This window comes from Streptomyces sp. NPDC007872 (assembly GCF_042868165.1).
In the GTDB taxonomy this organism is placed as follows: Bacteria; Actinomycetota; Actinomycetes; order Streptomycetales; family Streptomycetaceae; genus Streptomyces.
This window is the reverse complement of sequence record NZ_JBIAEA010000007.1, coordinates 255,084-266,357: the sequence shown is the minus strand read 5'-3', so window position 1 is coordinate 266,357 and position 11,274 is coordinate 255,084. Positions and strand designations below refer to the sequence as shown.

13 protein-coding genes are annotated in these 11,274 nt (G+C 74.2%); 9 read left to right on the top strand and 4 right to left on the bottom strand.

From position 1 onward, the window contains the following. Position 1: 1 nt before the first annotated feature. Entirely contained in the window at positions 2–196 is a 195-nt protein-coding gene (locus ACFYNX_RS25100; RefSeq protein ID WP_051716123.1) for a hypothetical protein, read from the bottom strand. Positions 197–736: 540 nt separating this feature from the next. On the opposite strand from ACFYNX_RS25100, the gene ACFYNX_RS25095 reads away from it, so the two are divergent. Beyond that, positions 737–1,621: an alpha/beta hydrolase gene (locus ACFYNX_RS25095; protein ID WP_388664286.1), complete on the top strand. Its 885-nt coding sequence runs from the start codon at positions 737–739 to the stop codon at positions 1,619–1,621. 44 nt (positions 1,622–1,665) lie between these two features. Here ACFYNX_RS25095 and ACFYNX_RS25090 read toward each other — a convergent pair whose 3' ends face one another. Together ACFYNX_RS25090 and ACFYNX_RS25085 are read right to left on the bottom strand one after the other, a co-directional pair. Beyond that, positions 1,666–2,331: a TetR/AcrR family transcriptional regulator gene (locus tag ACFYNX_RS25090; protein WP_365540346.1), complete on the bottom strand. Its 666-nt coding sequence runs from the start codon at positions 2,329–2,331 to the stop codon at positions 1,666–1,668. A gap of 73 nt (positions 2,332–2,404) precedes the next feature. Further along, the gene (locus ACFYNX_RS25085) at positions 2,405–3,196 is read right to left on the bottom strand and encodes an IclR family transcriptional regulator (RefSeq protein WP_365540345.1); all 792 of its coding nucleotides are present in this window, start codon (positions 3,194–3,196) and stop codon (positions 2,405–2,407) included. Between the two features lie 200 nt (positions 3,197–3,396). On the opposite strand from ACFYNX_RS25085, the gene ACFYNX_RS25080 reads away from it, so the two are divergent. The 8 genes from ACFYNX_RS25080 to ACFYNX_RS25045 all read left to right on the top strand — a co-directional run bounded on the left by ACFYNX_RS25080 (position 3,397) and on the right by ACFYNX_RS25045 (position 10,049). Further along, positions 3,397–3,513: a putative leader peptide gene (locus ACFYNX_RS25080; RefSeq protein ID WP_312847659.1), complete on the top strand. Its 117-nt coding sequence runs from the start codon at positions 3,397–3,399 to the stop codon at positions 3,511–3,513. A 343-nt stretch (positions 3,514–3,856) separates the two neighbouring features. Then, entirely contained in the window at positions 3,857–4,873 is a 1,017-nt protein-coding gene (locus tag ACFYNX_RS25075; RefSeq protein ID WP_388664283.1) for an ABC transporter substrate-binding protein, read from the top strand. A gap of 140 nt (positions 4,874–5,013) precedes the next feature. After that, positions 5,014–6,036 carry an ABC transporter substrate-binding protein gene (locus ACFYNX_RS25070; RefSeq protein ID WP_365540343.1) on the top strand — a complete coding sequence of 341 codons (1,023 nt, stop codon included), beginning with the start codon at positions 5,014–5,016 and terminating at the stop codon, positions 6,034–6,036. After that, positions 6,033–6,911 (top strand): ABC transporter permease, encoded by an 879-nt coding sequence (locus ACFYNX_RS25065; protein ID WP_388664280.1) that lies wholly within the window; start codon positions 6,033–6,035, stop codon positions 6,909–6,911. Before ACFYNX_RS25070 ends, ACFYNX_RS25065 begins: the two co-directional genes overlap by 4 nt. After that, complete coding sequence (locus ACFYNX_RS25060) at positions 6,908–7,747, top strand: ABC transporter ATP-binding protein (RefSeq protein WP_388664278.1); 840 nt, start codon at positions 6,908–6,910, stop codon at positions 7,745–7,747. Before ACFYNX_RS25065 ends, ACFYNX_RS25060 begins: the two co-directional genes overlap by 4 nt. Then, positions 7,744–8,607 carry an ABC transporter substrate-binding protein gene (locus ACFYNX_RS25055; protein WP_388664275.1) on the top strand — a complete coding sequence of 288 codons (864 nt, stop codon included), beginning with the start codon at positions 7,744–7,746 and terminating at the stop codon, positions 8,605–8,607. Before ACFYNX_RS25060 ends, ACFYNX_RS25055 begins: the two co-directional genes overlap by 4 nt. Positions 8,608–8,610: 3 nt before the next feature. After that, complete coding sequence (locus ACFYNX_RS25050; RefSeq protein ID WP_388664273.1) at positions 8,611–9,699, top strand: LLM class flavin-dependent oxidoreductase; 1,089 nt, start codon at positions 8,611–8,613, stop codon at positions 9,697–9,699. A 92-nt stretch (positions 9,700–9,791) separates the two neighbouring features. Further along, a complete protein-coding gene (locus tag ACFYNX_RS25045) occupies positions 9,792–10,049 on the top strand; it encodes a WhiB family transcriptional regulator (RefSeq protein WP_030215710.1) in 258 nt (85 codons plus the stop codon). Positions 10,050–10,108: 59 nt separating this feature from the next. Here the strand turns inward: ACFYNX_RS25045 and ACFYNX_RS25040 are convergent, their stop codons facing one another. Next, positions 10,109–11,083, bottom strand: coding sequence for an acyl-ACP desaturase (locus ACFYNX_RS25040; RefSeq protein WP_365540339.1), 975 nt, complete (start codon positions 11,081–11,083; stop codon positions 10,109–10,111). Between the last annotated feature and the right edge of the window lie 191 nt (positions 11,084–11,274).

Sequence of the window (11,274 nt, the reverse complement as noted above, 5' to 3'; positions counted from 1 at the left end):
GTCAGGGGGTGACGGGCAGCTCGGGGTGGTGCTTGGCGAGGATCTTGTTGGCCCGCGCGAGCGCCGCGAGGGCGTGCTCGCGGTCCGCCCGGTCCTCCGCGCAGAGCGGTCCCCGGAACCGGTACACCTCGCGCGCCGCGCAGTCCGCGTCGACCTCGGCCTGGAGGACGTGCAGCGGCAGACAGGCGCCGATCATCGCGGCCACGCGGTCGGGGATCGGGACGGGGACGAGGCGCGAGGGCGAGGTGATCACGGGTCAGTCCTAATGGGTCCGGGAAGCGTACGGAAGAGTCTCTCCCCTCATACGTACTGGACGGGGCCGCGGGTTCGGCCACGGAGACGTCGCGGGACGGCGACGGTCCCGGGTGTCGCCGGCGGGCCGCGGGGGCGGCGGGGGAGCGGACCGGGTGTGGAGGACGATCTTCCGCGGGACGTTCCCGCAGGTGCGGGGGTCCGCGGCCGGCGGCGGTTTGCGCATCTTCTCTGCGTATCGGCCGCGCGTGCGGCGGCCGAGCGGCCCGGGAGGGGGGTGGTGAGGATGATCCAGTTCCGGCGCAATGTGAAGGATCTCACTCGTCGGTCCGGAGTCTTTCGGGGCGGGTGGGGTATGTGCTCGCGCCCCCGCTCCTTTCTTCCGCACGTTCCCCTGTCTCTTCCGCGCGTTCCCCTGTTCATGAAACAACACGAACGGTCGTGCTAGCATTTTTTCACACCCCGGTCACCGAGGAGATCCGGCATGCACCCGATGACTCCGCTCGTCCGCACCTTCCTGAACGCCACCGCCCGCGTCGCCCCCGGCCCGGCCGGACGCCTGGCCTTCCACCTCTTCGTCCGCCCGCTCGGCCGGGCCCGGCCGAAGCCCGACGAGCAGGCGGTCATGGCCGCCGCCCGCGTCGAGCGCCTCCGCGTCCGGGGCAAGGAGGTCGTCACCTACGCCTGGGGCGACGGCCGGCGGCCCGTCCTGCTCGTCCACGGCTGGTCCTCGCGCGCCTCCCGCCTCGGCGCCTTCGCCGAAGCGCTGCTCGCGCGCGGCTACAGCCCGGTCGCCTTCGACGCGCCCGGCCACGGCGAGTCCCCGGGCCGGGCGTCGAACATCGTCGAGTACCGGGAGATCATCCGGCGGCTGCACGCCCGGCACGGCGACTTCGACGCCGTCGTCGCCCACTCCTTCGGCGCCCTCGCCTCCCTCTTCGCCCTGCGGGACGGCGTGCGCACGGCCCGCTTCGTCGGCATCGGCGCGGTCGGCTCCTTCACGTACCTCGCGACGGGCTTTCAGGGCCTCCTCGGCGTGGACGAGCGGGTGGTCCGGGTCCTGCGCGCCCACGTCGAGCGCCGGCTCGCACCGGGCGAGCCCGGCCTCTGGCTCCGCCTGGAGGCCGACCGCGACCCCGAACCGCTCGGAACGCCCGTCCTGCTCCTCCACGACGAGGAGGACGACATGGTCTCCCCCTCCCAGTCGCGCCTGCTCCTGCGCGCCCACGGCGACCGCGCCCGGCTCGTCACCACCCGGGGCCTCGGCCACCGGCGCATCCTGAAGGACCCGGCCGTCGTCGCCGAGGCCGTCGAGTTCGTGACGGCACCGGCGGTCGAGACGCCGGGGGAGCGGGTGGCGACCGGCTGAACCGGCGGTCGTCGCCCGGGGCGCGGGTCCCGCCTCCCGGGGAGCTACGCGGCGCCCAGGGCCTCCCGGCCCCGGTCCGTCGCCGCCGCGCGCAGCCGCGCCGCGATGCCCCGCTCGGCGCGGTCGTACGCCCGGGGGTCGTCGAACAGCACCGAGTGCGCGTTGGCCGCCTCCATCAGGGCGATCACCTCGAAGGCCGTCTGCTCCACGTCCAGGTCCGCCACGAGCTCCCCGGCGGCGCGCGCCTCCGACAGGGTCCGCTCCACGTACGCGGCCCACTCCCGGCGGGCCCGGGCGACGGCGTCGTGGACCGGACCCGTACGGGCGTCGAACTCGGCGGAGACCGCGGAGAAGAAGCAGCCGCCCGCGAAGACCCGCTCCGAGGAGTACGCGAGCCAGTTCCCGCACAGCCCGCGCACCCGTGCCGCCCCCGGCGGCACGTCCCGCAGGGGAGTGACGACCCGGTGGGAGAAGACGGAGACGGCGGCCCTGACGGTGGCGAGCTGGAGCTCCTCCTTGGAGCCGAAGAGGGCGAAGACACCGCTCTTGCTCAGGTTCAGCTCGGTCGCGATGCGGCCCAGGGACAGGCCTTCGAGGCCCTCGACCGAGGCGATGTCCATCGTCCGGCCGAGCACGAGGCGCCGGGTCTGGTTGCCGCGCTCGACGCGCCCGTCCGTCTTCGTGCCGGTACCGCCGGTGCTGCCGCTCATCCCTCCATCGTACTGAACGCACGACCGTGCGGAATTCTCGTCGCGGCCCCGTCCGCCCGGGTGCCCCGCCCCCTCACGCCCCTTCGTCGAAGCCGCGCCGCTCCGCCGGGGCGAGCAGCAGCACCTCCAGGGCGCGCGCCGTCGTCCGCGCCTGCGCCAGGTACCGGTCGAGCCGCTCGTCGGTGATCAGCTCCGGGGTCGCCCGGAGCGCGAGCGCGAACCGCGCGTGCCCCGCCCGCTCCAGGACCGGCACGGCCACGGTCCGGACCCCGTGGGCCGACTCGCCGTCGTTGAGCGCGTACCCCGCCTCTCGTACGCGCTCCAACTCGGCCGCGAGCGCGGGCGGTTCGACGATGGTCCGCTCGGTGAACGCGTACAGCGGCGGCAGCGAGCGCGGTCCGCCCTCGCCCGCCCTCGGCCACGCGAGGAGCACCTTCCCGAGCGCCGTCGAGTGCAGCGGCCTGCGCAGACCCACCTTCGGGGTCACCGAGCCGCCCGCCACGATCACGGCGTGCGGGCCGCTGCGCAGGGCCAAGTCGGCCGTCGCGCCCGTCCGTTCGGCGAGGTCGGACAGCTCGGGCGCGGCCAGGTGCAGCCCCCGCTGGTGGTACGAGAGCCGGCCCAGCTCCGTCATCGCCGGACCGAGCCGGTAGCGGGCCGTCCTGGCGTCCTGTTCGAGGAAGCCCGCGCCGAGCAGCGTCCGGGCGAGCCGGTGCGCCGTGGAGGTGGAGAGCCCGAGCCGCCGCGCGAGGTCGGAGGCGCTCAGGTCGGGCCCGTTGTCGTGGAAACAGTGCAGCACGTCCAGCGCGCGGCGGACCGCCTGGGCGCCCGCCGGGGGTCGGACGATGCCGGCCTCGGTCGTCATAGGGTTCGCTCCCCGTGGGTGATCGGGCTCCCACGCTCCCACATGGCGGGAGCCGAATCAGCGGTCCGGCGAGGTCGGAAACACTCCGTTCACAAGCAATCCCACATGGTGGGAGGCGTGTTGTGGGCGGTCGGGCTTCCGTGGCAAGGTTCCGGCCAACGCACCACCACGACGGTACCGAGCGGAAGGGAGCAGGGACGATGACGCACGCACGCCGTACGACGCGACGCACGCCCGCCGGCTCCCCCGCGCCGCTCGGGCTCACCCGTCGCCGCCACATCGACCTGGCCCGCGTCGCCGGCGCCACCTGTCGCTGACACCGCCCGTCGCTGACGTCCCCCGCCGCCGACGCGAACGGCGACAGGCCCCGGCCGTCCCCGCTCGGACCGTCTCCGCTCGGACCGTCCCCGTCCTCGCCGTCACCTGCATGAGGCCCCGGCGGCACCTCCGGCGCCCGCGCCGACACCCCTGACACTCGCGTCCGGCGGCACCCGCCCGAGAGACCCGTGGCCGAAAAGCCTCAGGTCGGCGTCCGCCGGGACCGCACCCCGACTTCCGCGACGGAACGGAACGGCACACCGCTGCCGTCACCCGCCCCGGACCCCGGCGCGCCCACCGCCGTCCCCCGTCCCGACACACCCACACCCTGGGAAGCCCTCCATGACGCACGCCCGCGTTCCCGACACGCTCTGGTTCACCCGCTGCCCCGTCCCCACCGCCACCGGCGTCGCCGCCGACCGGGGCTGGCTGGCCGGGGAGTTCGCGGCCGACGGCATCGCCGTCCGCTCGCTCCAGGACGCCGAACCCGGCGCCGACCGCGCCACCCACTTCACCCACGCCCTCCCCGGCCTCTTCCGCGAGGGCGGCAACGTCCCCGCGCTGTGGGCCCGTTCCCGGGGCGAGCGCACCCGGCTCGTCGGACTCACCTGGATCGAGGAGCGGCAGGCGGTGCTCGTCGCCCCCGGCTCCCCGGTGCGCGGAGCCGCCGCCCTGCGCGGACTCCGGCTCGCCGTGCCCCGCCACTCCGTCCCCGTCGACTTCTGGCGCGCGATGGCCCTGCGCGGCTTCGAGGGCGTCCTCGCCTCGGCGGGGTACGGACTCGCCGACGCCGTCCTCGTCGACGTGCCCGCCGACGGGTACGAGGGCCAGTGGGCCGGCGAGCTGGCCGCCCTGCGCCGGGGCGAGGTCGACGCCGTCTACGTGAAGGGCGCCCTCGCCGTCGAGGCCGCGCGGCGCGCCGGAGCCGAGGTGGCCGTCGAGCTGGACGAGCTGCCCGACCCCGCGCACCGCGTCAACAACGGCACCCCCCGGCCCCTCACCGTGCACCAGGACCTCCTGGACGAGCGCCCCGACCTCGTGGACCGGTTCCTCTCCGTCCTGCTCCGCGCCGCCGACTGGGCCGCAGGGGAGCCGGACGAGGTCGCCCGCATCCTCGGCGCCGAGACCGGCGCGGGCGCGGAGGGCGTCGCGGGCGCCTACCGGCCCGGCACCCACCGCACCCTCCATCCCGACCTGTCCGACACCCGCCTCGGCCTCCTGGCCCGGCAGGAGGAGGCCCTGCGCGCCCACGGCTTCCTGCCCGAGGCCGTGGACGTACGCGCCTGGGCCGACCCCGAACCGCTGCGCCGCGCCCGCCTGCTCACGACCGCTCCCGCGACCGCCGCCCCCGCTCCGTAACCGGTCCGCACGACCCCGCCCCGTAACCGGTCCACAAGAACCTGCCCCACCGTCCCGCCCCGTAAGCGACACGAGCACACCCGCCCCGCCCCGCCAACCGGCACAAGCGCACCCGTACCCGACCCCGAAGGACGACCGCCATGCGCCCACTCACCCCGTTCGCCGCCCTGGCGGCCCTCGCCGCCCTCGCCACCGTCACCGCCTGCGGCGGCAGCCCGGCCGCCGACACGGCCGCGGGCGGGGGCGACGGCCGGAAGGGGGCGGAGGGAACGGTCACCGTCCGCATCCCCGACCCCGGCAACTCCGGCGTCCTCGCCCGCGGCAAGAAGGACGGCAGCCTCGACAAGGCCCTCGCCGCGGTCGGCGCCAAGGTGGCCTGGACCGGCAGCGCCGGCCCCTTCGCCCCCGCCGCCCAGGCGATGAACGCCGACCAGCTCGACATCGCGACCGGCTCGATCACCTCCGGCATCACCTCCCTCTCCCAGAGCCCCGGCTTCGCCTTCTTCACCGCGACCGACCCCGACCCCGTCGGCGAGGGCATCCTCGTCCGCGAGGGCTCCGACATCACCTCCGTGAAGGACCTCGTCGGCCGCAAGGTGGCCGTCAACAAGGGCGGCACCGGCGAGTACCTCCTCCTCAAGGCCCTCGCCGGGGCCGGCATCCCCGCCGACAAGGTGGAGCGCGTCTACCTCCGCCCCGACCAGACCGCCGCCGTCTTCAACGCCGGCCAGGTCGACGCCTGGGCCGTCTGGTCCACCTACGCCGTCGCCGAGATCGGCTCGGGCAAGGCCCGCTTCGTCGCCGACGGAACCGCCATCGGCTCCGACAACTACAGCCTGAACGCGGTCCGTTCGAAGTTCGCGAAGGAGCACCCCGAAGTCGTCGAGGCGCTCTACGCCTACCTCCACGAGAACAGCGCCAAGGAGAAGAAGGACCCGGCCGCCTACCTCAACGTCTTCACCGACGCCGGCCCCACCGCCGTCAACGGCAAGGCCAAGGAGGTCCAGATCGCCTTCACCGCCAAGGCGGGCACCGTCGACCCGATCGGCCCCGAGGACGTCAAGCGCTTCGAGACCGTCGCCCGGTTCTACGCCGACCAGAAGGTCACCCCGGGCAAGGTCGACATCGCCGCCCACCTCCTCGACGTGGAGAAGCTGTCGTGACGGCCCCGGTCACCGCCGGGAGAGCGCCGGGGGAGTCCCCCGGAACCGGAGGGGACACCGCCGGGCTCGTCGCCCCGCGCCCGCCCGCCCACCGCGCCCGCTCCCGCGCGTCCTCCCTCACCGTCCGGGCCCTCGGCCCGGTCGCCCTCCTCGTCCTCTGGTGGGTTTCCTCGGCCACCGGGCTCCTCACCCCCGACGTGCTCGCCTCGCCCGCCCAAGTGCTACGCGCTGTGGGGGAGTTGTGGGGCAACGGGCAGTTGCCCGACGCGCTCGCCACCTCCCTCACCCGTTCGGGCATCGGGCTCGTCATCGGCCTCGCCGCCGGGCTCGTCCTCGGCATCACCACCGGATTCACCCGGCTCGGCGACGAACTCCTCGACTCCTCCCTCCAGACCCTGCGCACCGTCCCCTTCCTCTCCCTCGTCCCCCTCTTCATGGTCTGGTTCGGGATCAACGAGACCGCGAAGATCCTGCTCATCGCGGTCGCCACCACCTTCCCGATGTACGTCTCCACCGTCGGCGGCGTCCGGAACACCGACCGCAAGCTCGTCGAGGCCATGCGCAGCTTCGGCCTCGGCCGGCTCGCGATCGTCCGCCAGGTCGTCCTGCCCGGCGCCCTGCCCCCGCTCCTCGCCGGACTGCGGCTCTCCATGACGCTGAGCGTCATCGCGCTCATCGCCGCCGAGGAGATCAACGCCACCGAGGGCATCGGCTATCTGATGTCCCAGGCCCAGAGCTACGCCCGCACCGACGTCCTCGCCGTCTGCATCCTCGTCTACGGCCTGCTCGGCCTCACCGCCGACGTCCTCGTGCGCGGCCTGGAACGGGTCCTCATGCCCTGGCGCACGGCCGGCCCCGGGGGAGGAGCCCGATGACCGCACCCACCCCTCCGGCCGGAGGGACGGCGGTACGGGTCCGGGGCCTGCGCCGGGTCTTCGGCACTCGCGCGGTCCTCGACGGACTCGACCTCACCCTGGCGCGCGGCGAGTTCCTCGCCCTGCTCGGGGCGAGCGGCAGCGGCAAGACGACCCTGCTCCGCATCCTCGGCGCCCTCGACGGCTCCGACGGCGGAGAGGCCTTCGTCCCCGCCGCCCGCACGATCGTCTTCCAGGAGCCCCGGCTCGTCCCCTCCAAGAAGGTCCTCGCCAACGTGACCGTCGGCCTCCCGCGCGGGGCGGCGACCCGGGAGACCGGCCTGCGGGCCCTCGCGGAGGTCGGACTCGAACGGCACGCCGACGCCTGGCCGGCCACCCTCTCCGGCGGCGAGGCCCAGCGGGTCGCCCTGGCCCGCGCCCTGGTGCGGGAGCCTGAACTCCTGCTGCTCGACGAGCCGTTCGCCGCCCTCGACGCGCTGACCCGGCTCCGCATGCAGGACCTGGTCGGCGAACTGCGCCGGATCCACCGCCCCGCCGTCCTGCTCGTCACCCACGACGTCGACGAGGCCGTGCGCCTCGCGGACCGGGTCGCCGTCCTGCGCGACGGCCGGCTCGTCACCGACGAACCCGTCGCCGTCGACCGCCCCCGCGACCCCGGCGACCCGGCCTTCGTCGCCCTCCGCCGCCGCCTCCTCGCGGACCTCGGCGTCCACACACCCGAAGAAGCGCCGGCCTCCGGGGAAGCACCGGCCTCCGGGGAAGCGCCCGCCCCCGGGGGAGCGTCCGCCCCCGCCACCGTCCCGTCCGAAGAGTCCTTCGAAGGAGCGCCCGCATGACCGTCGTCATCGGTGTCCACCGCAGCAACCCCTCCCTCTACCACCTCTCCCGCCTCGGCTACGCGGAGGAGGAGCTCGCCGCCCTCGGCGAGACCGCGACCTGGCACCCGTACACCGACGGGGTCCGCACCGGCGCGTACCTCGCCGACGGCACCATCGACTTCGGCGGCACCGGCTCCACCCCGCCCGTCACCGCGCAGGCCGCCGGGCACGACATCGTCTACGCGGCGGTCTCCGCGCCCCGCCCCGACCACGGCGCCCTCCTCGTCCCCGAGGACGGCCCGGTCCGCACCGTCGCCGACCTGAAGGGCGGCACCGTCCACCTCGCCGTCGGCTCCTGGCAGACCCACCTCGTCGCCCAGGCCCTGGACGACGCGGGCCTCTCGTACGCCACCGACATCACCCCCGTGCGCGGGGACTCCGGCAGCGAGGAGAAGCTGCGCTCCGGCGGGATCGCCGCCTGGGTCGCCCAGGGCGCCGAACTGGCCGCCGCCCGCCGCGCCGGCGGCCTGCGCACCCTGATCCCCACCGGCGAGGTCATCAGCGACCGGTCCGTCTTCTTCACCCGCCGCGACCTGGCCGAGCAGCGGCCCGAGGTCGTCGAGGCGCTGGTCCGGGCCCTGCGCCGGGCCGACGAGTGGGCCGCCGCCCATCCGCGCGAGGCCGCCGGGACCGCCGCCGCCGACCAGGGCGGCACGGTGGACGACTGGGAGACCGCGCTGCGCGCCCTGCCCTGGACGATCGAGGAGGTCACCGAGGAGTTCGTCGCCGAGCAGCAGCGGGCGGCGGACGTCTTCCACCGCACCGGATTCATCGACCGCGCGGTCACCGTCGCGGACGCGCTGCCCCGGAAGGCCTGACCCGTGACCTCACCGACGCAGGCCCCCGAGGTCCTCTGGTACGTCATCCCGCGCGAGGGCGCCTACCCGTGGGAGCCGGAGGGCCGCCGCCCCGTCGACCTCGGCTACCTCCGGCACCTCGCCGCGACGGTCGAACGCCTCGGCTACACGGGCGCGCTGCTCGCCACCGACCTCTACGACGTCTGGCCGCTCGGCTCCGCGCTCGCCGCCTCCACCAGCACCCGCTTCAAGCCCCTCCTCGCCGTCCACCCCGGCCTGATCTCCCCCACCCTCCTCGCCAAGATGGCGCTCAGCTTCGACCACCTCTTCGGCGGCCGGCTCCGCTTCAACGTCGTCAACGGCTCGACCGCCTCCCTGCGCGAGTACGGGCTGCACGTCGAGCACGACGAGCGGTACGAACTGAGCGCCGAGTACTGGTCGATCGTGAAGCGGCTCACGGCGGGGGAGGTCTTCGACCACAAGGGGCGCTTCTACGACCTGAAGAACGCGGGCGCCTCCTTCCGCGACCTGCGCCCGGTCCAGGAACCGCACGTGCCGCTCTGGTTCGGCGGCTCCTCGGCCGCCGGCATCGAGATGGCCGCCGAGCACGTCGACGTCTACCTCACCTGGGGCGAGCCGCCGCACCTCCTGAGGGAGAAGCTCGACCGCGTACGGGCCCGGGCCGCCGCCCACGGGCGCACCCTCCGCATCGGCCTGCGCCTCCACCTCATCGTCCGTGACACCGAGGACGAGGCATGGGCCGCCGCCGACCGGCTCCTCGACGTCACCAGCGAGGCGACGTACGCCCGGCAGCTCGGCGAGCGGTCCGGGGAGGACGGGGTCGGCTGGCAGCGCCAGTTCCGCCAGCACGGCGGCCGGGTCCCGGCCCGCGCCCGCGAACTGGAGACCCACCCCAACCTCTGGCCGGGCATGAGCCTCTTCCGCCCCGGCCCCGGCACGGCGGTCGTCGGCTCCACGGCCCAGGTCGTCGCACGCCTCCAGGAGTTCCGGGAGCTGGGCGTCGACACCTTCATCCTCTCCGGCAACCCCCTCCTGGAGGAGGCCTACCGGGTGGCCGAAACGGTCCTGCCGGCCCTGGGCGTCACGCCCTGAGGTCGGGGGCGGACCTTTCGGCCAAGGGTTCGGCGCGCCGCATTGATCGAACGTTGATGGCTCGTTTACGACGCCCCGGCACCGTGTACGGCATGCAGACCGACACGAGCGTACTGACCGCACCGGAGCCCGACATGACCTGGCAGGAGAACGCGCTGTGCGCCCAGGCCGGCCCGGAGTTCTTCTTCCCGGCTCCCGGCTCCTCCACCCGCGAGGCGAAGCAGCTCTGCGGGGCCTGCGAGGGGCGGGTGGCCTGCCTGGAGTACGCCCTCGCGCACGACGAGCGGTTCGGCGTGTGGGGCGGGCTCTCGGAGAAGGAGCGGTTCCGGCTGAAGCGCAACCGGGGCTGAGCCCGCGCGGCGGACCGTCCGCCCGCCGCGCGGTGACCCGGCCGGTCGGCCGTCGGGCGTCAGCCCGCCGCGCGGGCCGCGATCCGGGCCTTGCGGGCCGCGAGCTTCTCGTCGAACTTGCTCGCCTCGCCGTCCAGGCCGTTCATGTACAGGCCCAGCTCCTCCTGGGCGCGCAGGCCCTCCGGCCCCAGGCCGTCGATCTGGAGGACCTTGAGGAAGCGCAGCACGGGCTGGAGCACGTCGTCGTGGTGGATGCGCATGTTGTAGATCTCGCCGATCGCCATCTGCGCCGCCGCCCGCTCGAAGCCGGGCATGCCGTGTCCGGGCATCCGGAAGTTGACCACGACGTCCCGCACGGCCTGCATGGTCAGGTCCGGGGCGATCTCGAAGGCCGCGCCCAGCAGGTTGCGGTAGAAGACCATGTGCAGGTTCTCGTCGGTGGCGATGCGGGCGAGCATCCGGTCGCAGACCGGGTCGCCGGACTGGTGGCCGGTGTTGCGGTGCGAGATGCGGGTGGCGAGCTCCTGGAAGGCGACGTACGCCACGGAGTGCAGCATCGAGTGCCGGTTGTCGGACTCGAAGCCCTCGCTCATGTGCGCCATCCGGAACTGCTCCAGTTTGTCCGGGTCGACGGCGCGCGAGGCGAGCAGGTAGTCGCGCATCACGATGCCGTGCCGGCCCTCCTCGGCGGTCCAGCGGTGCACCCAGGTGCCCCAGGCGCCGTCGCGGCCGAAGAGGGTGGCGATCTCGTGGTGGTAGCTCGGCAGGTTGTCCTCGGTGAGCAGGTTGACCACGAGGGCGATCCGGCCGATCTCGGTCACCTTCGACTGCCGCGGGTCCCAGGCCTCGCCGTCCTCGAAGAAGCCCGGGAAGTTCCGGCCGTCGGACCACGGCACGTACTCGTGCGGCATCCAGTCCTTGGTGACCTTCAGGTGCCGGTTGAGCTCCTTCTCCACGACCTCTTCCAGGGCGTGGAGGAGCCGCGCGTCGGTCCACTCTGCCGAGCTGCCGAGGTGGGGAGAGGTGAGCGTCAAGGGAACTCCTGGGGACGGAGGGGGACGGAAGGGGACGGAAGAACGCATACGTGCGTACCTACGGATTCGTAGGTTACGAAACCGTAGGTTAAGGCTCCGTAAGGCGTCCACCAACCCCGTCCCGGACGTTGTCCGGTTACGTTCCGTTATGCTCCCTGCTCGGCCCGGGTGGCGGAGACGCAGGTCACGTC

Coding starts and splice junctions, on each gene's coding strand:
- ACFYNX_RS25100 (WP_051716123.1), bottom strand. CDS start 196: ATGATCGGCGCCTGTCTGCCGCTGCACGTCCTCCAGGCCGAGGTCGAC.
- ACFYNX_RS25095 (WP_388664286.1), top strand. CDS start 737: ATGCACCCGATGACTCCGCTCGTCCGCACCTTCCTGAACGCCACCGCC.
- ACFYNX_RS25090 (WP_365540346.1), bottom strand. CDS start 2,331: ATGAGCGGCAGCACCGGCGGTACCGGCACGAAGACGGACGGGCGCGTC.
- ACFYNX_RS25085 (WP_365540345.1), bottom strand. CDS start 3,196: ATGACGACCGAGGCCGGCATCGTCCGACCCCCGGCGGGCGCCCAGGCG.
- ACFYNX_RS25080 (WP_312847659.1), top strand. CDS start 3,397: ATGACGCACGCACGCCGTACGACGCGACGCACGCCCGCCGGCTCCCCC.
- ACFYNX_RS25075 (WP_388664283.1), top strand. CDS start 3,857: ATGACGCACGCCCGCGTTCCCGACACGCTCTGGTTCACCCGCTGCCCC.
- ACFYNX_RS25070 (WP_365540343.1), top strand. CDS start 5,014: ATGCGCCCACTCACCCCGTTCGCCGCCCTGGCGGCCCTCGCCGCCCTC.
- ACFYNX_RS25060 (WP_388664278.1), top strand. CDS start 6,908: ATGACCGCACCCACCCCTCCGGCCGGAGGGACGGCGGTACGGGTCCGG.
- ACFYNX_RS25055 (WP_388664275.1), top strand. CDS start 7,744: ATGACCGTCGTCATCGGTGTCCACCGCAGCAACCCCTCCCTCTACCAC.
- ACFYNX_RS25045 (WP_030215710.1), top strand. CDS start 9,792: ATGCAGACCGACACGAGCGTACTGACCGCACCGGAGCCCGACATGACC.